This window comes from Pseudomonas corrugata (assembly GCF_050920615.1).
Lineage (GTDB): Bacteria > Pseudomonadota > Gammaproteobacteria > Pseudomonadales > Pseudomonadaceae > Aquipseudomonas > Aquipseudomonas corrugata.
Genome location: NZ_CP130434.1, coordinates 2,031,773 through 2,051,504, shown reverse-complemented (window position 1 = coordinate 2,051,504; position 19,732 = coordinate 2,031,773). Strand labels below are relative to the sequence as shown.

The window sequence follows — 19,732 nt, the reverse complement described above, 5'->3', positions numbered from 1 at the left end:
CGGGCCAACGTTCGGACAGCGGCGATGTCCGGCAGATAATCAATCACTCAGCAGTGAAAGCTTTCGCGCTCTTCCCTGCAAAGATTTCGCACGTGGGCAAATTCGCTATCGATTTCGCTGACCAGCTTCTCGATGCCGCCCAAGGACGGTTGTTTGGCTCGCTGCTCCAGTTCGCCGCACAGTTCGGCCAAGCGGATGGCGCCCATGTTGCTGCTGCTGCCCTTGAAGCTATGGGCGGTGGCGCTCAGCCTTTCGGCGTCGCGGGCTTCATGCAACACGCGCAGGCGTGCCTCGGAGTCGTTGAGGAACGTATCCAGCAGCTCCAGATACCCATCCTCCATGACTTCCTTCAACGTGCTGAGCACGTCGCGGTCCAGATGAATCTCGTTCACTTGTTCGCTCCCTGACCAACAGTGACGCGGATTATGCCAGAGCCTCCCAGAAAAACTCCACGCGGACACTACGACCATCGTCTGACCAACAGGCCCGATGGCTCAACTGACGCACCAGGCTTACACCACGTCCCGACAACCGATCACTGTCCAACGGCCGGGCCAACACGCGGGCAACATCGAAGCCCTCACCGCTGTCTTCAACCTCAATCACCAGTCGACCACCGTCGCCGTGGGGCGTGACATGCAAGTGTATCCGGATGTGACCGGCATCCAGCTCATCCAGACGGGTGCTGCGCTCCATGTAATAGCGCGCAAAGCCCGATGCATCGCGCTTGATGCTCGAATCGAGCCCCAGCACCCCATGCTCCAGGGCATTGGAATAAAGCTCCGCAAGAACGCTGTAAAGCGCGCCACTTTGAGCCCTCAGTCCATGCACCTCAAGCAGCAATTGCAGCAAATACGGCATCGGGTTAAAGCGCTTGAGGGTCTCGGCCCGAAACTCGAAACTCACTGACCAGTCCAGCGGACTGGACTGGCCGCTATCGGAGTAGACCGGTGGCGGCGGATTGAGTTGCGTCGGCGCGACCATCCGCACTTCAACCATGCTGAAATCATCGCGGGCTTCGCCGCGAAAGTCCCGCAGGGCCTGCTGGATATCTTCGAAAAGACAATCGGGCTCACGGTTGGCGGCAAATACCTGCTGCAAGCGTTCCACACCGAACAACTGGTCATCGTCATCGCTGGTGTCGATCACGCCGTCGGACAGCAGGAAGACCCGATCGCCCACCGCCATGGGATGCACTTCGGTCCGATCATCGAATAGCTGAGGCGTAAGCACCCCCAATGGCAAGTGCCGCGCCGGCAGTGGCGTGCGCACCCCAGTGAGACCGTCATGCAAGTACCCGTCGGGCATGCCGCCATTCCAGATTTCCACCGTGCAGCGCTGGAAGCCCAGGCAGAGCAGCGTCGCACAACAGAACATGTCCACCGGAAGGATTCGTTTGAGCTTGGCGTTCATTTCCCGCAGGATCTGCGCCAAGCCATAACCTTTGGCGGTCATTCCGTAGAACACTTCCGCCAGCGGCATCGCACCGACCGCCGCCGGCAGGCCGTGTCCGGTGAAATCCCCCAGCAGGACATGCATGTCGCCGGCCGGGTTGAACGCAGCCAGCAGCAGGTCGCCGTTGAACAGGGCATAGGGCGATTGCAGGTAGCGGATATTCGGCGCGCTCAGACAGCCGGAATGGGCGATCTTGTCGAACACCGCCTTGGCGACCCGCTGCTCGTTGAGCAGGTAGTTGTGGTGCAAGGCGATCTGGTCGCGCTGCTCCACGACCGTGGCCTGCAACCGGCGCAAACGGTCCATGGCCTTGATCTTGGCGGCCAGGATCACATGGTTGTAGGGCTTGGCCAGGAAATCGTCACCGCCAGCCTCCAGGCAACGGGCCAGGCCTTCGCTTTCGGTCAATGACGTGAGGAAGATGATCGGCACCAACTGGTCACCGGCCAATTGCTTGATCTTCTGAGCAGCCTCGAATCCATCCATGACCGGCATCATTGCATCCATCAGCACCAGGTGCGGACGTTGCTCCGTGTAGATTTCGACCGCTTCGGCGCCATCGGCTGCGGTGATCACGTGATGCCCCTGGCGGCGAACAATGGTCGACAGCAGCAGTCGGTCAGCGGCACTGTCTTCGGCAATCAGGACCGTCAGCGACTCCAGATCGGACAACATGGCTGTCGATCAGGCTTTACCCGGATGGGATTTTCCCGGGTGGAATTCGTCGTGATGATGTTTGTCCTGATGGGCTGGCGCTGCCTGCGACTTGTCCTTCTCCGACTTGTCGTCTTGCGGGCCGTCGATATCGAACAGTTTGTCGAAATTGGAAATCGCGAGAATCTTGCGCACATCCGCGCCGCAGTTGGTGACATTCACGTCGGCATCTTCACCACCGGCATGATCACGGAGCAAGAGCAGCATCCCCAGCGCAGAGCTGTCGAGGTAGGTTGTATCCTTCAGGTCCACGACGTAGGTTTCAGGCTTGCGGTTGAGCTTTTCATAGGACTCGCGAAATTCCTGATGCCGGCCAAAATCGAATCGACCCTTGATCGAAATCGTCAGCTTCTTCCCATCATCGGATACTTCGGTAACGACTGACATAGTTGGCTTCCCTGTCATGGACATACGTGTACAAGGTTTAGCATCTGGTAAAGGACTGAGCAAGGTTTTGGATAACCCAACCGACAAAATCCCGACTTCACGTTCAAAACGAATCCTGGCGCGGCAGGCGCTGGGATAACTCATCCAGCAGTTTTTGCTCGCGCTTGTCTTCCAGCTGCCTCGCTTCATCGATATAGCGCTGCACCAGTTTGCGCAGCCCCTCTACCCGGGCAAAAGCTTCTTGCCAGCTCTGACGCGCCTTATCCAGGTTGTTCTGGTGCCAGACCAGGCTTTGGCGCTGCTGGTCAATGGCGGTACCCAATTGTGCAAGGAAGCCCTGGTACCCCAACAGCCACTGGCCGGAAACGCCATGACTGCCACGAGCGATCCATTGTTTCTGATATTCGAGACGGAAGTTCTCGAGGTCCGCCAGCTTACTTTCGGCGACCGCCACCTGCCCCTGGAAATAAGCCAGTCGCTGAACAGCGGTTTTCTCGGCCTTTTCGGCCATGTCCACCACTGGCGCAAGGCGCGCCGCACGACTCGTGGCCATGGCCGATTACCCGCCGGCGACCGGAGCGAAGATGGTTTGCAGGTGCGCTTCGCTGGCGCCCATGCCGATATTGTCATTCAGGCTCTGGCGAAGATAAACGGCCATCGCCGGATAGAGATTGATCGCGGTATCGGTTTCACGGTCGCCGCCGGGCACATAGGCGCCGACACTGATCAGGTCGCGGCTTTGCTGGTAACGCGACCAATATTGCTTGAACTGCTGGGCACGTTTCATGTGCTCGGCACTGATGACCGATGGCATGACCCGGCTGATGGACGCTTCGATGTCGATGGCCGGGTAATGACCTTCTTCGGCCAGCCGCCGCGATAGCACGATATGACCATCGAGCACGCCCCGCGCCGAGTCGGCGATGGGGTCTTGCTGATCGTCGCCTTCGGACAGGACGGTGTAGAACGCCGTGATCGAACCGCCACCCTTCTCGGCGTTGCCGGCGCGCTCCACCAGCTTCGGCAGCTTGGCGAACACGGAAGGCGGATAACCCTTGGTCGCTGGCGGCTCACCGATGGCCAGAGCGATCTCCCGCTGGGCCTGGGCAAAACGGGTCAGCGAATCCATCAGCAACAGGACATTCTTGCCCTTGTCGCGAAAATATTCGGCAATGCGCGTGCAGTACATGGCGGCCCGCAGGCGCATCAAGGGCGCGTCATCTGCCGGCGATGCCACTACGACAGAACGCTTGAGGCCTTCTTCACCGAGGATGTGTTCGATGAATTCCTTCACCTCACGACCCCGTTCGCCAATCAACCCCACTACGATGATGTCGGCCTCGGTAAAGCGGGTCATCATGCCCAACAGGACACTTTTACCCACCCCAGTACCGGCGAACAGGCCCAGACGCTGGCCTCGCCCGACCGTCAACAAACCGTTGATGCAACGAATGCCCACATCCAGCGGTACGCTGATGGGGTCGCGCTTGAGGGGGTTGATGGTCGGGCCATCCATCGGCACCCAGTCTTCGGCCTTCATCCCGCCCTTGCCGTCCAGGGCCCGACCGGCCCCGTCCAGCACCCGTCCGAGCATGCTCATGCCCATGGGCAAGCGACCGGTATCGGCCAGGGGAACCACCCGCGCGCCAGGGGCAATCCCGGCCACACTGCCCACCGGCATCAGGAATACCTTGCTGCCGGAGAAGCCCATGACCTCAGCCTCGACCTGCACCGGATGGTAACTGTCGTCGTTGATCACCAGGCAGCGACTGCCCATGGCGGCACGCAGGCCCTCGGCTTCGAGGGTCAGGCCGACCATACGCAACAGCCGTCCTTCGAGAATCGGCTGGCCGGCCAGCTCGGTGGCTTCGGCGTAGCCGCCCAGACGCTTGCCGAAGCTGGTGCGCTCAAGACGCATCGCGGCCATCCGGCTCAGCAGCAATCAACTCGGCACCGTCAGGGTCGACGGGAAAAACGACCGGGGGTTCGTCGGGCAATTCCAGACTCAGATCGGCGGCGGCCGGATGCAGGGCCTGCTCGTGCAACTGGTCGAACAGCTTGGCCATGATCTGGCTGATGCGGGTTTCGATGGTCGCATCGATGCGGCTGTGTTCGGTTTCCACCCGGCAACCGCCCGGCAACAGGGTTTCATCCTCGACGATGCGCCAGGTTTCCTCATGACGCTCGCGCAGGGCTTTGACCAGCTCGAAATCCTGGGGATTGATGTACAGCCGGACGTTGCCAACGCCCAACGGCAAAAGCTTGAGGGCCTCGCGCATGACGTGTTCGATCTGGCTCGAATCGATGGCCAGTTCACGCTGAATGACCTGCCTGGCAATGTGTTGCACCAACCCCACCAGGGATTTTTCAATCTGGGTGTCCTGCTCGGCGATAGGATCGAACAGGTTGAGCATCAGCGATTCCAATGCCCGCAGCTTGGCCGTCAGCGCCACGTCAGCTTCCTGGCGGACTTTGAGCGAGGTGCTGTGGAAGCCTTCCTTTTCACCGATGGCAAAGCCTTCGTTGTAGGCCTCCTGGCGAATGCTCTCGACCTCCTCGAGCGTCAGCGGCTGGACTTCCTCCAGCGGCACCTCTTCCATCTCCGGCAGTTCTTCCACCGGCTCCGGTTCAGGCTCGGGTACATGGGGATCGAAGCTGGGCAGCGACCAGACGTCGAAACCACCGACATCCCGGGCGCGGATCAGGTCGCTGGATGAATCATCACTCTTGGCAGACATAACGACCTTAGATCATCTCTTCGCCGCCCTTGCCACCGAGCACGATCTCTCCGGCTTCGGCCATGCGGCGGGCGATGGTGAGGATTTCCTTCTGCGCGGTTTCCACATCGCTGACGCGCACCGGGCCCTTGGCCTCGAGATCGTCGCGCAACAGTTCGGCCGCCCGTTTGGACATGTTCTTGAAGATCTTCTCCTTGACGCCTTCGTCCGATCCCTTGAGCGCCAGGACCAGCACGTCGGAGGACACTTCGCGCAACAGCGCCTGGATGCCACGATCATCGACATCGGCCAGGTTGTTGAACACAAACATGAGGTCTTCGATCTGACCGGACAGGTCTTCGTCGAACTCGCGGATCGAATCCATCAGTTGACCTTCGATCGAACTGTCGAGGAAGTTCATGATGTCTGCCGCACGCTTGATGCCACCCAGGGTGGTGCGCGAGGCATTGGAGTTGCCCGAGAACTGCTTCTCGAGAATCTGGTTCAATTCCTTCAGGGCCGCTGGCTGCACGGTATTGAGCGAAGACACCCGCAAGATGATGTCCAAGCGCACCTTGTGGTCGAAATTGCCCAGCACTTCACCGGCCTGGTCGGGGTCAAGGTAAGCCACCACGATCGCCTGGATCTGTGGGTGCTCGTAACGGATCACGTCGGCAACGGCGCGCGGTTCCATCCACTTGAGGCTGTCCAGGCCGCTGGTGTTGCCACCCAACAGGATACGGTCGATCAGGCCGTTGGCCTTGTCCTCGCCCAGGGCCTGGGTGAGCATCTTGCGCACGTAGTCGTCGGAACCCACGCCCAGGCTGGTCTGATCGCCAACGATGTCGACGAACTCGCTCATCACCTGTTCGACCTGTTCGCGGTGCACGTTCCCCATCTGGGCCATGGCCACGCCCACACGCTGGACCTCCTTGGGCCCCATGTGGCGCAGCACCTGGGCAGCGTCGGTCGATCCCAGGGACAGCAGCAGAATCGCGGCTTTGTCGACCCGGGACAATTTGGCAACAGCGGCTCGATTATCACTCATCTGCGTTGATCCACTCTTTCACGACCTGGGCCACACGACCCGGGTCTTCTGCCACCAGACTCTTGATGGCGTTCAACTGAGCGTCATAGCCTTCGCTCGGGCTTGGCAGCAGAATGCTCTGCGGTCCGCCGAGGCTGACGCGATCGTTAGCCAACTCGCCATCCAGGCCGCCCATGCCTCCCAGCTCTACATCGCCCAAGCCAGCCAACTGCTTGTTCTTGCCGCCATTGGTAATGTTGTTGAGCACCGGACGCAGCACGCCAAACACCAGTACCAGGATGAACACCACGCCCAATACCTGCTTGACCACATCCCAGAACCAGGGTTGCGAATAAAACGGAATATCGGCGATGACTTCACCGCGCTCCGAAGAGAACGGCACGTTGATCACGCTGACGCTGTCGCCACGGCTGGCGTCGAAACCGACGGCGTCCTGGACCAGGCGAGTGAAGCGCGCCAATTCGTCGGCGCTCCAGGGTGCACGGCTGGTTTCGCCATTGGCCGGGTTGACCTTGACCTGGTCGTCCACCACCACCGCAACCGACAGGCGCGTCACACGGCCCTGCTGTTGCTTGGTGTGGCTGATGGAGCGGTCGAGCTCGAAGTTCTTGGTCGATTGTTGACGCTTGTCGGCCGGGTACGGCGCCAGCATCGGTTGGCCGGTGGCCGGATCCATGATCTGCTGGCCGTTGGCGTCCACCAGCGGCTGGCCTGGTTGTATCATGCCGGCGGCGGCAGTAGCGCCCCCAGTGGTTTGCGGCGCGCTGGCCGGCGACGGCGGCTGATTGCTCAGTGCACCGGGTACACCTTGCGGGCCGTTGCTGGCGGTGCGTTGTTCGTTCACCGACTGCTCGCTGCGCAACGCCGGTTGGTCAGGGTTGAACTGCTCGGACGTCGACTCGACCGCGCTGAAATCCACGTCTGCCGAAACTTCGGCCTTGTAGCGGTCATTACCCAGGATCGGTTGCAGGATGTTGTGCACCCGCTGGGTCAGCATGCTTTCCATGCGACGGCTGTAATCAAACTGCTTGCCGGCCATGGTCAGCTCGGAATTTTCCACCTGGTCGGACAGCAGGGTGCCCTTCTGGTCGACCACGGTGATCTGGGACTTGCTCAACTCGGGCACACTGGTCGCCACCAGATTGACGATGGCGAGGACCTGCCCTGGCTCAAGAGAGCGGCCTGGGTACAGTTCAACCAGGACCGAGGCGCTTGGCTTGCGCTCGTCGCGCACGAACACCGAGCTTTTCGGAATCGCCAGGTGCACGCGGGCGCCCTTGATATTGTTCAGGCTGGAGATCGTACGCGCCAGCTCGCCCTCCAGGCCGCGACGATAACGAGTCGCTTCCATGAACTGGCTGGTACCCAGGCCCTGGTCCTTGTCGAGGATTTCGAAACCGATGTTGCCATCGGTAGGCGTCACGCCAGCGGCAGCCAACTTCAGACGCGCACGTGCCACATCGTCGGCCTTGACCAGCAAAGCGCCGGAATTCGGCTCGACGGTATAGGGGATGTCGGCGGAAGCCAGGGTTTCCATGACTTGCTTGGCGTCCATGCCCGCCAGGCTGCCGTACAGGGGACGGTAGTCTGGCTGCTGGGACCACAGCACCACGGCGAAACCAATTGCCACACTGGCAGCCAGGCCGACCAACAGGCCTACCTGACGCAACATGGTCATCTCGGAGAGGTTTTCCAGGAAGGACAGCCCGAACAGCGGCGGTTTGCCGTCTGGTGGGGTGGCCTTGGCCGGAACGTTATCTACGGCTGCTTCTGCCATGACTCAATAGTTTCCTTAGACCGGCATCTGCATGATGTCTTGGTAGGCCTGGACCAGTTTGTTGCGAACCTGGGTCAGCGCCTGGAACGAGACAGTGGCTTTCTGCGAAGAGATCATCACGTCGGTCAGGTCAACGCCACTTTTGCCAATTTCAAAAGCACTGGCTAATTGGTTCGACGCTTGCTGGGTATCGTTCACTTTATTGACGGCCTGACCAAGCATGTCGGAAAAACTGCTGCCGCCCACCTGGGGGGCCGCGACCGATTTGGGCTGCGACATCGCGTCCATCTGCATGGCCCGCATGTCCAGCATCAACCGATTAAATTCAATACCTTGGCTCATGGTCTACTCTCTCTGGCGGCCCGCGTTTTTTTGACGCTTACTCAATGGGTACACAGGTGTTAGCAACAAGGGTGCCAGCTCCATGGCGACATGAAACAAATGCTCACACAGATCTGCGTGGGAGCGAGCTTGCTCGCGAAAGCGGCCTGTCAGTCGAAACATGCATCGACTGAGCCACGTCTTCGCGAGCAAGCCCGCTCCCACAAGGAATTTGCTGGTTTACACAATTCAACTGGCGAACAGATACGCCTCGACATCCATCCCTGCGTCACGCATTTGCGCCAGCTTGTAGCGCAGGGTGCGTGGGCTGATACCCAGGCGTTCGGCCGCTTCTTTGCGACGACCGCGTTCGGCCCGCAGGGTATCGATGATCATCTGGAATTCGCGTCGACGCAGGTCGTCTTCCAACGCGCCGGCCGACTCGCTCTCCACTTCCAACCTCGGTGGGACTGGTACCGGCGCCGGCAACGGCGCGCACGCCACAGGACCTGCCAGACAGAAATCCTCCGGCTGGATCAGACCACCCTGCTGAAGGATCAGCGCACGCTGAATGGCGTTATCCAGTTCCCGCACGTTTCCAGGCCAGGGATAAGCAATCAGACAGGCCTGCGCCTCGGGCGAAAGCCTGGCCGCCGCATGCTTCATTTTATTGACGTGCCGGGCCAGCAGACGCTCGGCCAGTGGCAGAATATCGGCAGTACGCTCGCGCAATGGACGCCAGGCAAGAGGGAATACCGACAGGCGGTAATAAAGGTCCTCCCGAAAACGTCCTGCCGCCACCTCACCGGCCAGATCCCGGTTGGTGGTCGCCACCACACGGATGTCCAGACTGATGGGCTTGCGTCCCCCTACCCGCTCAACTTCCCGCTCCTGCAACACCCTCAATAGTTTGGCTTGAAGGCCCAAGGGCATTTCGGAAATCTCATCGAGCAGAATCGTGCCGCCATCGGCCTGCTCGAACTTGCCGGCCTGAGCCGCAATGGCACCGGTAAACGAACCCTTCTCGTGACCAAACAGCGTCGCCTCAAGCATGTTATCGGGAATCGCCGCGCAGTTGATGGCAATGAACGGTTCGTTGGCGCGTCGGGATTGCTCGTGAATGTATCGCGCCAGCACTTCCTTGCCGGTACCCGACTCACCGGAAATCAACACAGTGGAATCGCTGCGCGCCACCCGTGCGGCCAATTCGAGCAATTGGGCACTGGCCGGCTCGAGCGCCACCGGCCCCTCTCCCTCGACCACAGGAACGCCGAGCGCATGACGAGCCACCAGATCGAGCAGCGCCTTGGGCTCGAATGGCTTGACCAGATAATCCGCAGCTCCCTGGCGCATGGCGTCCACCGCTCGCTCGACCGCCCCGTGGGCCGTCATCAGCAAGACCGGCAACTGAGGTTGGCGAGCACGCAACAGTCCCAGCAATTGATGGCCGTCCATGCCCGGCATGTTCACATCGCTGACCACCAGGCTGAAGGTGTCCCGACCCACGGCCAGCAACGCATCCTCTGCCGAACCGACCGCAACGTAGTCGTGCCCGGCCAGCACCAGCGTGTCGGCCAATGCTTCACGCAAGGCCCGGTCATCCTCAACCAGCAACACCTTGATCACCATCGACTTCACTCCACCTCCGACGCGCCGGAAAACAGCGGCAGGAGCACCAGCGCGCAGGTACCACGCCCCAGTCGCGAACGTAGTTGCAATTCTCCCTGATGCGCACGAGCCACAGCCTTGACCACAGTCAGGCCGAGGCCGGTCCCGGTGGTCTTGGTCGTGAAGAACGGCTCGCCGAGACGTGCCAGCACCGCCGGCTCGATACCGCCGCCATTGTCACTGACACACAGGTGCAAGGTACTGTCACGGCTGTACAGATGAACCTTCAGTCGTACGTGCTCGCCACCGGCCTGAATGGCATTCTCGATGAGATTCAAGACCGCACCCACCAAGGTGTCGCGGTTGCAGAGAATTTCCCCGGCATGGCTGTCGCACTGCCAGCGGATCGGCAGATCCCGCACATGGGTCAATGCTGCGGCCTGCAGGGATTGCAGGAGAGTTTTCGGGGTTACCCGGTCGGTCAATGGCAACTCACCGCGAGCAAACACCAGCATGTCCCGCACTTGATGTTCGAGCTCATGCAGGCGCTCTTTCAGACGTCCGGCGAAGCGCTGCTGGGTTTCCATCGGTAGCTGCTGTTCGGTCAAATGACTGGCGTACAGCAACGCAGCGGACAGCGGCGTGCGAATCTGGTGAGCCAGGGATGCCACCATGCGCCCCAGGGACGACAGGCGCTCGTGACGAGCTAACTGGTCCTGCAGGTGACGGGTTTCAGTCAAGTCGTTGAGCAGCACCAACTGGCCGGGTTCGGCGTCCAGCGAGCGCGTCGAAATAGACAAGCGCCTGCCGTCCTTGAGGGACACTTCATGACCATCGTCCTCGCGAGGAGCAAAGCAACGCGCAATGACGTGTCGCCACAGCTCACCTTCAAGCGGCAACCCGAGCAGCTCACAGGCCGCCGGATTGGCCTCGCGAACGAAACCATGGGCATCGATGACGATGACGCCGCCAGGCAACAGGTCGAGCAGGTTCTGCAGCCGGTTGGCCAGACGCTCTTTTTCCGCCAACTCCTGCATGCGCTGGGCGCTGACCACCGCCAGCTCGCCCTTGAGCTCAGTGACCCGGGCCTCGAGCAGACTGTAGGAATCGGTCAACTGGCTGGACATCTGATTGAACAGCGAAAACGCCTGCTCGAGCCCAGCGCGGCTTGCCTGCTCGGCGGACGGCATGAGCCCCGACTCAGGGACAGGAGACATCTGGACGTGGGCGGCTTGGTTCATCGAACTCTCTCGCTTGGCTGACCGTCAGTTAAACGGACTGTTGAGAGAGCTTTAGCAATACCCGTGCCGGAAGGTGGTAAACATGAACCGAGCTGTAGCTGGAACTCCGTGGCGAGGGGATTTATCCCCGCTGGGGCGCGAAGCGGCCCAGTTTTTGGGGCCGCGACGCACCTCAGCGGGGATAAATTCCCTCATCATAAAAAATCAGGCGGTCATGAACAGGCGTCAATCATCCGCCTGCTCATCTCCTTCGCGACGGCTCATGCCGTACTTGCGCATCTTCTCCACCAGGGTGGTGCGACGGATACGCAAGCGTTCCGCTGCACGGGCGACAATACCGTTGGCGTCATCCAGGGCCTGCTGGATAAGCCCTTGTTCCAGGCCACCCAGGTAATCCTTGAGATCGAGGCCTTCCGGGGGCAGCAAGGCACCGCTGGTGAAATCCGGTGTATGGCCGTTGATCGCCACGCGCTCTTCCAGGTCGCTACGCAGGGTATCGACCATTTGTTCGTCTTCGTCGTCGACGTAGCGGAATTTCTTCGGCAGCTCAGCCACACCGATCACACCATAGGGATGCATGATCGCCATGCGCTCCACCAGGTTGGCCAATTCGCGAACGTTGCCCGGCCAGCCATGACGGCACAGGGACATGATCGCCGCCGAATTGAAGCGGATTGAACCGCGCTTTTCGTGCTCCATGCGCGAAATCAGCTCGTTCATCAGCAGCGGAATATCCTCGACGCGCTCACGCAGCGGGGCCATTTCGATCGGGAATACATTGAGGCGGTAGTAGAGGTCTTCGCGAAAACTGCCGACCTCGATCATGCTTTCGAGGTTCTTGTGGGTCGCAGCGATGATCCGCACGTCGACGCTCTGGGTCTTGTTGCTGCCCACGCGCTCGAAGGTGCGCTCCTGCAGGACCCGCAGCAGCTTGACCTGCATTGGCAACGGCATGTCGCCGATCTCGTCGAGAAACAGCGTGCCGCCGTTGGCCAGTTCGAAACGCCCGGCCCGGCTGGTGATCGCGCCAGTGAAGGCACCCTTCTCGTGCCCGAACAGCTCGCTTTCCAGCAACTCGGCCGGAATTGCTCCGCAGTTCACCGGCACGAACGGCGCTTCGCGACGCTTGGAGTGGTAATGCAGATTGCGCGCAACCACTTCCTTGCCGGTGCCCGATTCGCCCAGGATCAGCACGCTGGCGTCCGTATCGGCGACCTGCTGCATCATCTGGCGCACGTGCTGGATCGCCCGGCTGGTGCCGACGAGACTGCGGAAAAGGTTGGGTTCGCGATGCCTGCCGCGCTCACGGGCCTGATCGTACATCTCGCGGTAAACCTGGGCGCGATGCAGCGAATCGAGCAATTTGCTGTAGCTGGGCGGCATCTCGAGCGTGGAAAGCACTCGACGACGCTGGTCTTCTGGCAAGTCAAGGGAAGAATTTTCGCCCATTAACAAAACCGGAAGGAACTCATCCCAGGTTGAGAGTGTCTTTAGCAAGCCCAATAGAGTTGCGGGGGCATTTACGGTCCCGATGAGGACGCAAATGACTTCACGACTGGACGCCAGCGAGCCGACGGCCTGCTGCCAGTCATGGCTTCCGCAAGGTAAATTTTCTTCGCCAAGAAAATTTAAAATCACCGCCAGGTCACGGCGGCGGACGCTGTCGTCATCGATCAGGAGAATTTTGGTTTCACGCCACATGCAATAGCAACTTCCCTAGTCAACTCAGTGCCCGAAATTTAGGGGGCAAGCTAGACGCTTGCAGACTTGTCATGCCTGTAGACGCCTGAAATCTGTAAACAGCTACTAGTTAAGTCAAAAAACGGTGCACAGTCAAATTTATGGCGCACTTTGTTCGGATTAACTAAGCATTAACCGAACAGATGGTAAACCTTTGCAGCGTTTTGTGCTTGATGGACTTGCGACATCTCGTCGACTATCGCCTGACGCTCCCCAGTCGCCGCCTCGAGCAGTTGCTTGTAGACCCCCAGTAACTCCTCAAGATTATTGCGCAACGCCGCCTCGTCCAGCCCAGACTCGCTCATGACGTCTTCCATGCAGGTACGGCATGCCAGGTCCAATTGACCAATGGCTTCCCAGTTACGCTCGGCCAGGGCATCAACCAGGGCGTCGCGGGTTTGTTCTATTCGCTGCAGGACAAGACTCATGGGAGCACTCCTTAGAATTGCGGACCAGGCGCGGCGATGGCATCCCAGCCATCTTTGACCGTGCGCAGCAGACCGGCGACTTCGTCGAGGATCTTCGGGTCGGTCTTGGCGTTGGCTTCGGCCAAGCGCTTCATCATATAGGTATAGAGGGCGTCCAGCTCAGCCACCGCTTCGGCCTGGTTTTCCAGGTCCAGGCCCTCACGCAAGCCGCCAACGATGCCAATCGCCTTGCCGATCAGAACACCTTTATTGGCGATATCCTTACGCTCCATCGCCCCCTTGGCCTGGGCGATACGATCCAACCCGCCCTCCATGAGCATCTGTACAAGACGATGGGGGCTTGCTTCGGAGGTTTGCGCCTGAGCGCCAATCTTCTGGTATTGGCGAAGGGCTAACATTGGATTCATGTTCTACCTCATCAAAATCTGCGGTTCGTATAAACACCATATCGACGCCGCGTCAAAAAACTTTAGATCGAAAAAGCCAAAAGCCCGGAGCACTCAAGAACGCTACCGGGCTTTTTGCATCAATCAAACTCAGCTGTTTTTCTGCTGTGCCGTCAGTGCTTCGAACATGGACGTGATGTTGCTGGCGGTGGCTTTCAGCTTGCCGACCAGGGTATCCATGTCGTTGTACTTTTTCGTCAGCACCGCGGTCAGGGTTTCAATCCGGCGATCCAGTGCCAACTGATCATCGCCCAGTTTCGACTTGATCAGATCGAGGTTTTTGGATCGAGTCGTCAAAATGTTATCGACGGTCTTTCCGTTTGAGTCCTTCCTGCCGGTCTCGGTGTAAGGCTTGAGGGCGTTCTGCATGCGCTCGATCAAGCCATTGTCCCCGGTGAACAGCGTCTGGACTTCTCCACCCAACTGCTTATCGTTGAGCGCCGTAGTGAACTTCGCACTGTCGAAATCCAGGGCACCCGTTGTCTGGTTGGTGGTGATCCCAAGCTGAGACAAAACGGTCAATTTGTCGCCGGCACCGGTTTCCGACAAAGGCGCACGCATGGCCGCCAGCAAAGATCGTGGCAATGAGTCACCGGTCAACGCAGCTGAAACCGGGTTACCATCAGCATCGGTCGACGGCTTGGTCAGGGCGGTCACAGCCTTGGCAATGGCGTTGTAAGCATCGACGAATTTCTGAATCGAAGCTTTCAAGCCGTCGGAGTTGGTGGCAACCGTTACCGTTGTCGGACCACTACCGGCAACGACCAGCGTCATGCTCAACCCTGAGACAACGTTGTCCAGTTTGTTGGTAGGACTGGTCATTGCCAGCCCATCGACAGTGAACTCTGCGTCCTGGGCGAGGCCGATGGAACCGGATGAGGTTGCACTCGGCGTCCCCATCAGGACAGAACCATCCGCTTCCAGGCCGGTAATGCCACTGAGGGAAATGTCGCTGCCCGCACCGGTCTTAGTCGACCCCACCACCAGACGCGAACCGTAGCTATCGGTCACGATGTTGGCGGTGAGACCATTGGAAGAGTACTTGCTGTTGATTGCGTCCCGAACCGACTGCAGCGTCGAGCCACTCGGAACGTCAAGAGCGTAATTGGTAGACCCCTGAGTGATAGTCAAGGTACCGGGGTCCACTGCACTGGAGGTACCACCGGCGAATGCCGCCGTTGCTACTTTTGAAGAGGTCGCCAGCTTGGTTACGTTGATCGAGTAGGTACCACTCACCGCCGAGTTACCGGCCGTCACCGTCAGCGCACTGGTGTTGGCCGAAGTGGCAGCGACCCCGGTGAATTGAGGAGTGGTCGTGCTGCCCAGGCTTGTGAGCGAAGACTGGAACGTAGCCAGCAGTGACTTCAGGGTGCCAATCGCAGAAATGTTGGCGGTATTGGTCTTGGTGGCGCGGTCGATCTGACCTTGCTTGGCCGCCTTGTCGGAATCCACCAGCGCCTTGACGATTGCGGTGGTATCAAGGCCCGAGCCTAAACCCAAGCCAGGTAGAATTGGACTTGCCATGTGAAACTCCCTTCAGTATGCCGCCGGCCTTTTGACCACTACAACGCCCAAAAGAACAGAACAACAAAATTCGTGCCAGCTGTCAGACTTCCGCGCTGAACAACAGGCTATTGGCATCATTCAAACTGTTGGCCAGTTTCAGAACTTCTTCATTCGGGATCTGGCGAATCACTTCACCGGAACCACTGGCAATTACTTTGACTACCACTTTGCCTGAAGGCTCATCAATTGAGAACTCCAGGTTACGCTTGACCGACTGAACGAACTTTTCGATCTCCTGCACAGCCTTCTTGAGTGTTTCCTGGTCGGCAGCAGCGTCTTTAGGGGCTTTCTTGACCGGTGTCACGACAGCGGGATCGGCTTGAGGCTTCTCCAACGACTTGGCGGCCACGGTGGGCGTCGGTTTCGCCGCTGGATAAGACAAGTTCAGCTTGGCGCTCATATCCATGTCCATCACCTCTTGAACGGAAAAAGCGAGAGAGTACGCAAGCGCACTCCCCCGCTAAAGTTCATCCAGCTATTACTGAAGCAGCTTCAGTACAGCGGATGGCAGTTGGTTGGCCTGGGCCAGAACTGCGGTAGATGCTTGTTGCAGAGTTTGTTGCTTGGTCAACTGTGCAGTTTCAGCAGCAAAGTCGGTGTCTTGTACACGACCCAGTGCAGCACTGGCGTTTTCGTTGATGTTCTGCAGGTTGGAGATGGTGCTGGTCAGACGGTTTTGAGCAGCACCCAGATCCGCACGGCTGGAGTTGATGGTTGCCAGAGCCGCGTCGATCGCGTCGATAGCAGCAGCGGTGTTGGTTTCGGCAGAGGCACTGTCAACAGCACTGATCACGATGGTGCCAGAGTCAACGCTCAGAGTCGCTGCGTCGAAGCCGCTGTCCAGGGTCAGGGTGATCTGGTTGTCAGTACCGGTGTTGGAACCGACCTGGAAGGTCATGGTGCCAGCGGAACCGTCGATCAGGTTCTTGCCGTTCAGGTTGGTCGAGTTGGCGATACGGGTCAGTTCGTCCGACATCTGAGCAAATTCTTTGTTCAGAGCGGTACGGTCTGCGGTGCCGTTGGAGTCGTTTCGCGACTGTACAGCCAGTTCACGCATACGCTGCAGGATGTTGGAAGATTCCTGCAGAGCGCCTTCAGCGGTCTGAGCGATGGAGATACCGTCGTTGGCGTTTTTGATCGCAATGGTCTGACCGCGGATCTGCGAAGTCATACGGGTAGCGATCTGCAAGCCGGCGGCGTCGTCCTTGGCGCTGTTGATTTTCAGGCCGGAAGACAGACGAGTCATCGAGGTGGAGAGAGCATCGGAAGCGCGGTTCAGGTTTTTCTGAACGTTCAACGATGTGACGTTGGTGTTTACTGTTAAAGCCATGACGAATTCCTCGTTGGTTGGGTACTGCGGCTTCCGGCCCTGGCAACCGCCGGGTGTGGCCTAGAGAACCTTCGTAATAGTTATCGTCGTATTCGGAACTTGCTTTAGCAGTTTTTTCAAAATTTTTGCCATCAGGGTGCCACCCCTCTTAAATCAAGGACTTGGCTGCGCTCAGGAGGTAAAAAAAATGGCGCCAGGGAACCGTCCGAACCTGACCCCAGGAGGGCCATCAGCGCCGATCAATTGAAAAGTGCTCAAAAAGCCAGCCCGGTGCTCAGCAATTCCACCAGCTCATACTCAAGATAGTCGGCCAACGAAATCCAGTTCTGCGACTGCTGATCAGTGAACATCACCCCTAACAACACGCCCCAAGACGACTGGACATCGCCTGGCATCCGTTCAATCCAGGGTTGAGCCGCTTCAACCAGCGCGACCATGGCCAGTCCTGCCTCGACATCCCGTCCCAGACGAAAAAGTCCGGCACAGTCACGGGCCTCATCGATCACCTCTTGAAGCCCGCTCACTTCGTAAACTCCGGATGGAAATCAGTACCGGCGATCATCGCCCCGTCCCGACTGCTGTTATAAAAACGCACCTGAGGATGTCCGGCGATAAATCGCTCCAACTCACACAAATAGCTACGGAAGTTGAGCTGTGTCTTGACCCTCTGGCCATGTCCGTCGAGTACCCAGTGCCTGGCCACCTCCAACTGGGGGCCCAGGTCGCCATCGCTCCAACCTGCGTGAGTCCGATCATGGGGAAACGCAAAGTCGGCACCGAACAGAGTGATCCGTAGCGCCCCCATCTTCACGGCCAGATCAACGGCCGGATGGATTACGCTGCCGCCTACATACAACTCATGCCGGCTCAATTGCTGACGCATCCGGTGATAGATCGGGCTGGCGGAATAACCGACATAACGCGGCCCCCGCCAAGCGCCAATCACCAACGGGTCGGCCATTGGGAGGTAAACCAGCGCAATCTCATCGGTGTCGTCAGGCGGAAGATGGCGTGCGGTAATACGTTGATCGATGCTGACCACGATATCCGGTCGGATCCCATGGTTGATCAATGGCCGGTAGGCCGTATCAACACAGATCAACAATGGTCGTTCGGCCTGCTCACTCAAGCCGCGCAGTCTCTCGAAATGCCGTTCGAGGCTAGGCCCGGTAGCGATGACAAACGCTTCGCGCTCTTTGAAAGAGCCGAACAGCTCCCCCACGTCGCGATCCCCCTGCACGAGATGGAAGGTGGAATGCAGACGCTCAATGATTTCAGGGGCTGCTGGGTCGAACTCCCGATTGTTGAATGTCAGATGGGTTTCACTAACCAACCGGTCGCGAATCTTTGCACTGAAGTCATCGGCCAGTACCAGTTCGGCGGGCAAGGCGAAGAAAGGTAACTGAATTTCCGCTTGGTCTCCTGCGTAAAACAGTTCGACTCGCGGATCATCGAGCCACTGCGATTGATCCAACACCCGCAGCACCAAGGCGAACACCGAGCCGTTAAGAATATTCACGTGCAGGCGCTCAAGCTTTGCCCGCTCCAGCAAACGGCTCTGCAAATCCCCCAATCCCGTGCCATAGAGATGCACGACGGCAGCGTCCGACGGCAGGCTGGACGCCTGCAGCTCAGCCTCGGCACGGCGGTCATGTCGACTGGTCAATTGAATGCCATTGATGCTCAAGGTCGAGCCCAGTCCCTCCACCAGATCGGCCTGCAACCCGTCGACTTCCTCCAACAGCAAACGCTCGGCCATGGCTGGCCAGCGCTGCTCGATCACCTGGAGATTGCGCTCAAAGAACTCGCTCATGGTGTCTCGACTTTCCATTGGGCAAAAAAATAGCGTTCAAGGTTACACCCTTGGACGCTATTTTTTATGCACGGGTTTCAGGTGGTTCAAGGGCGATAGATAATCGCTGACCCCCAGGACAGCCCAACGCCGAAACCACTCAATGCCACACGCCTCCAATTGGAGTCGAGCACATGTTTTTCCAGCAGCAACGGGATGCTCGAGGATACGGTGTTCCCGGTCTCGACCATGTCCTTGATGAATTTCTCGGGTTCGCCTTCAAAACGCCGCGCAACGGCATCGACAATCGCGGCGCTACCCTGATGGATACAGAATGCATCGATATCATCGGGCTGGAGATTGGAGTCGGCAAGCAACTCATGCAAGTGAGCCGGCACCTTGAGCAAGGCGAAGTTGAACACCTGCCGGCCATTCATGAAGAACACGCCGTCGCTGACCTTCAAGTGCGGCGCACCGGAACCGTCGGTGCCGAACTTGGACCTGCCCAACTGCCACGGTGCGTTTTCGCCCATCCAAGTGGCGGTGGCGGCGTCGCCGAACAGCATCGTCGTGTTCCGATCTTCCGGATCGACGATTTTTGAATACGGATCAGCCGTTATCAACAGCCCATTTTTCAGGCCAGCGGCTTCCATGAAGCCCTTGATAGCGTAAATGCCATAGACATAACCCGAACAGCCCAGGGAGATATCAAATGCAGCCACGGTAGTAGGCAAGCCAAGCTTGTCCTGAACGATGGCTGCCGTATGGGGCAATCCTTCTTCGTCGCCATTTTGGGTGACCACGATCAAAACGTCGATGGTTTCGCGTTTCAAACCGGGATTGTTGGCAAACAACGCATTGGCCGCTTCGACACACAGGTCCGAGGTTTCCTGTCCATCATCCTTGCGCGGTAAGAAAGCGGAACCAATCTTGCCCAGGATGAACTCTTCATCCTTCTCAAACTTCGCACCCTGTGCGTAATTGTCCACGCCGGCTACAGGAACGTAGCTCGCAATGCTTTTTATGCCAATCATTACGGCTTCCCAATCAAAAACAGCCCAATACCACCGCTCGCAACGAATCGAGGGGCGCCGACAATCGGGAAGTACGGAGGGCTATCACTGGGCCTGATGAGGGCCAGGCGCCATCTTCCCGGTCAATA

At 58.8% G+C, this 19,732-nt stretch carries 19 protein-coding genes and 1 pseudogene; all 20 read right to left on the bottom strand.

What is annotated here, in order from left to right; genetic code table 11:
• Nucleotides 1–47: 47 nt before the first annotated feature.
• The gene (locus QZH45_RS09235) at nucleotides 48–392 is read right to left on the bottom strand and encodes an Hpt domain-containing protein (RefSeq protein WP_024778662.1); all 345 of its coding nucleotides are present in this window, start codon (nucleotides 390–392) and stop codon (nucleotides 48–50) included.
• A gap of 31 nt (nucleotides 393–423) precedes the next feature.
• Entirely contained in the window at nucleotides 424–2,130 is a 1,707-nt protein-coding gene (locus QZH45_RS09230; protein ID WP_024778661.1) for an ATP-binding SpoIIE family protein phosphatase, read from the bottom strand.
• A gap of 126 nt (nucleotides 2,131–2,256) precedes the next feature.
• Nucleotides 2,257–2,556 (bottom strand): annotated as a pseudogene (locus QZH45_RS09225) (STAS domain-containing protein); the annotation flags it as partial.
• A gap of 103 nt (nucleotides 2,557–2,659) precedes the next feature.
• On the bottom strand, nucleotides 2,660–3,109 hold the full coding sequence (gene fliJ, locus QZH45_RS09220; RefSeq protein ID WP_055135389.1) for a flagellar export protein FliJ: 450 nt from the start codon (nucleotides 3,107–3,109) through the stop codon (nucleotides 2,660–2,662).
• Between the two features lie 6 nt (nucleotides 3,110–3,115).
• Entirely contained in the window at nucleotides 3,116–4,474 is a 1,359-nt protein-coding gene (fliI, locus tag QZH45_RS09215) for a flagellar protein export ATPase FliI (RefSeq protein WP_024778658.1), read from the bottom strand.
• A complete protein-coding gene (gene fliH / locus QZH45_RS09210) occupies nucleotides 4,464–5,294 on the bottom strand; it encodes a flagellar assembly protein FliH (protein WP_024778657.1) in 831 nt (276 codons plus the stop codon). The genes fliI and fliH overlap by 11 nt, the downstream gene beginning before the upstream one ends.
• A gap of 7 nt (nucleotides 5,295–5,301) precedes the next feature.
• Nucleotides 5,302–6,321, bottom strand: a complete 1,020-nt coding sequence (gene fliG, locus QZH45_RS09205; protein WP_024778656.1) for a flagellar motor switch protein FliG — start codon at nucleotides 6,319–6,321, stop codon at nucleotides 5,302–5,304.
• A complete protein-coding gene (fliF, locus tag QZH45_RS09200; RefSeq protein ID WP_024778655.1) occupies nucleotides 6,314–8,098 on the bottom strand; it encodes a flagellar basal-body MS-ring/collar protein FliF in 1,785 nt (594 codons plus the stop codon). Before fliF ends, fliG begins: the two co-directional genes overlap by 8 nt.
• Before the next feature lie 15 nt (nucleotides 8,099–8,113).
• Nucleotides 8,114–8,440 (bottom strand): flagellar hook-basal body complex protein FliE, encoded by a 327-nt coding sequence (fliE, locus tag QZH45_RS09195; RefSeq protein WP_024778654.1) that lies wholly within the window; start codon nucleotides 8,438–8,440, stop codon nucleotides 8,114–8,116.
• A gap of 228 nt (nucleotides 8,441–8,668) precedes the next feature.
• Complete coding sequence (locus QZH45_RS09190) at nucleotides 8,669–10,048, bottom strand: sigma-54-dependent transcriptional regulator (RefSeq protein WP_024778653.1); 1,380 nt, start codon at nucleotides 10,046–10,048, stop codon at nucleotides 8,669–8,671.
• 5 nt (nucleotides 10,049–10,053) lie between these two features.
• Complete coding sequence (locus tag QZH45_RS09185) at nucleotides 10,054–11,244, bottom strand: sensor histidine kinase (protein WP_174549829.1); 1,191 nt, start codon at nucleotides 11,242–11,244, stop codon at nucleotides 10,054–10,056.
• Nucleotides 11,245–11,493: 249 nt separating this feature from the next.
• Nucleotides 11,494–12,969 (bottom strand): sigma-54 dependent transcriptional regulator, encoded by a 1,476-nt coding sequence (locus QZH45_RS09180; protein WP_024778651.1) that lies wholly within the window; start codon nucleotides 12,967–12,969, stop codon nucleotides 11,494–11,496.
• Between the two features lie 170 nt (nucleotides 12,970–13,139).
• Nucleotides 13,140–13,436 carry a hypothetical protein gene (locus QZH45_RS09175; RefSeq protein ID WP_024778650.1) on the bottom strand — a complete coding sequence of 99 codons (297 nt, stop codon included), beginning with the start codon at nucleotides 13,434–13,436 and terminating at the stop codon, nucleotides 13,140–13,142.
• An 11-nt stretch (nucleotides 13,437–13,447) separates the two neighbouring features.
• Nucleotides 13,448–13,843 (bottom strand): flagellar export chaperone FliS, encoded by a 396-nt coding sequence (fliS, locus tag QZH45_RS09170; RefSeq protein WP_024778649.1) that lies wholly within the window; start codon nucleotides 13,841–13,843, stop codon nucleotides 13,448–13,450.
• A gap of 129 nt (nucleotides 13,844–13,972) precedes the next feature.
• On the bottom strand, nucleotides 13,973–15,406 hold the full coding sequence (gene fliD / locus QZH45_RS09165; protein ID WP_024778648.1) for a flagellar filament capping protein FliD: 1,434 nt from the start codon (nucleotides 15,404–15,406) through the stop codon (nucleotides 13,973–13,975).
• Nucleotides 15,407–15,488: 82 nt separating this feature from the next.
• Nucleotides 15,489–15,854: a flagellar protein FlaG gene (locus QZH45_RS09160; RefSeq protein ID WP_024778647.1), complete on the bottom strand. Its 366-nt coding sequence runs from the start codon at nucleotides 15,852–15,854 to the stop codon at nucleotides 15,489–15,491.
• 72 nt (nucleotides 15,855–15,926) lie between these two features.
• On the bottom strand, nucleotides 15,927–16,778 hold the full coding sequence (locus tag QZH45_RS09155) for a flagellin domain-containing protein (protein WP_024778646.1): 852 nt from the start codon (nucleotides 16,776–16,778) through the stop codon (nucleotides 15,927–15,929).
• 254 nt (nucleotides 16,779–17,032) lie between these two features.
• On the bottom strand, nucleotides 17,033–17,302 hold the full coding sequence (locus tag QZH45_RS09150) for a hypothetical protein (protein WP_024778645.1): 270 nt from the start codon (nucleotides 17,300–17,302) through the stop codon (nucleotides 17,033–17,035).
• Nucleotides 17,299–18,591 carry a motility associated factor glycosyltransferase family protein gene (locus tag QZH45_RS09145; RefSeq protein WP_024778644.1) on the bottom strand — a complete coding sequence of 431 codons (1,293 nt, stop codon included), beginning with the start codon at nucleotides 18,589–18,591 and terminating at the stop codon, nucleotides 17,299–17,301. The genes QZH45_RS09150 and QZH45_RS09145 overlap by 4 nt, the downstream gene beginning before the upstream one ends.
• Nucleotides 18,592–18,677: 86 nt before the next feature.
• On the bottom strand, nucleotides 18,678–19,604 hold the full coding sequence (locus tag QZH45_RS09140) for a ketoacyl-ACP synthase III (RefSeq protein ID WP_053192877.1): 927 nt from the start codon (nucleotides 19,602–19,604) through the stop codon (nucleotides 18,678–18,680).
• Between the last annotated feature and the right edge of the window lie 128 nt (nucleotides 19,605–19,732).

Coding starts and splice junctions, on each gene's coding strand:
- QZH45_RS09230 (WP_024778661.1), bottom strand. CDS start 2,130: ATGTTGTCCGATCTGGAGTCGCTGACGGTCCTGATTGCCGAAGACAGT.
- fliJ (WP_055135389.1), bottom strand. CDS start 3,109: ATGGCCACGAGTCGTGCGGCGCGCCTTGCGCCAGTGGTGGACATGGCC.
- fliI (WP_024778658.1), bottom strand. CDS start 4,474: ATGCGTCTTGAGCGCACCAGCTTCGGCAAGCGTCTGGGCGGCTACGCC.
- fliH (WP_024778657.1), bottom strand. CDS start 5,294: ATGTCTGCCAAGAGTGATGATTCATCCAGCGACCTGATCCGCGCCCGG.
- fliG (WP_024778656.1), bottom strand. CDS start 6,321: ATGAGTGATAATCGAGCCGCTGTTGCCAAATTGTCCCGGGTCGACAAA.
- fliF (WP_024778655.1), bottom strand. CDS start 8,098: ATGGCAGAAGCAGCCGTAGATAACGTTCCGGCCAAGGCCACCCCACCA.
- fliE (WP_024778654.1), bottom strand. CDS start 8,440: ATGAGCCAAGGTATTGAATTTAATCGGTTGATGCTGGACATGCGGGCC.
- QZH45_RS09190 (WP_024778653.1), bottom strand. CDS start 10,048: ATGGTGATCAAGGTGTTGCTGGTTGAGGATGACCGGGCCTTGCGTGAA.
- QZH45_RS09185 (WP_174549829.1), bottom strand. CDS start 11,244: ATGTCTCCTGTCCCTGAGTCGGGGCTCATGCCGTCCGCCGAGCAGGCA.
- QZH45_RS09180 (WP_024778651.1), bottom strand. CDS start 12,969: ATGTGGCGTGAAACCAAAATTCTCCTGATCGATGACGACAGCGTCCGC.
- QZH45_RS09175 (WP_024778650.1), bottom strand. CDS start 13,436: ATGAGTCTTGTCCTGCAGCGAATAGAACAAACCCGCGACGCCCTGGTT.
- fliS (WP_024778649.1), bottom strand. CDS start 13,843: ATGAATCCAATGTTAGCCCTTCGCCAATACCAGAAGATTGGCGCTCAG.
- fliD (WP_024778648.1), bottom strand. CDS start 15,406: ATGGCAAGTCCAATTCTACCTGGCTTGGGTTTAGGCTCGGGCCTTGAT.
- QZH45_RS09160 (WP_024778647.1), bottom strand. CDS start 15,854: ATGGATATGAGCGCCAAGCTGAACTTGTCTTATCCAGCGGCGAAACCG.
- QZH45_RS09155 (WP_024778646.1), bottom strand. CDS start 16,778: ATGGCTTTAACAGTAAACACCAACGTCACATCGTTGAACGTTCAGAAA.
- QZH45_RS09145 (WP_024778644.1), bottom strand. CDS start 18,591: ATGAGCGAGTTCTTTGAGCGCAATCTCCAGGTGATCGAGCAGCGCTGG.
- QZH45_RS09140 (WP_053192877.1), bottom strand. CDS start 19,604: ATGATTGGCATAAAAAGCATTGCGAGCTACGTTCCTGTAGCCGGCGTG.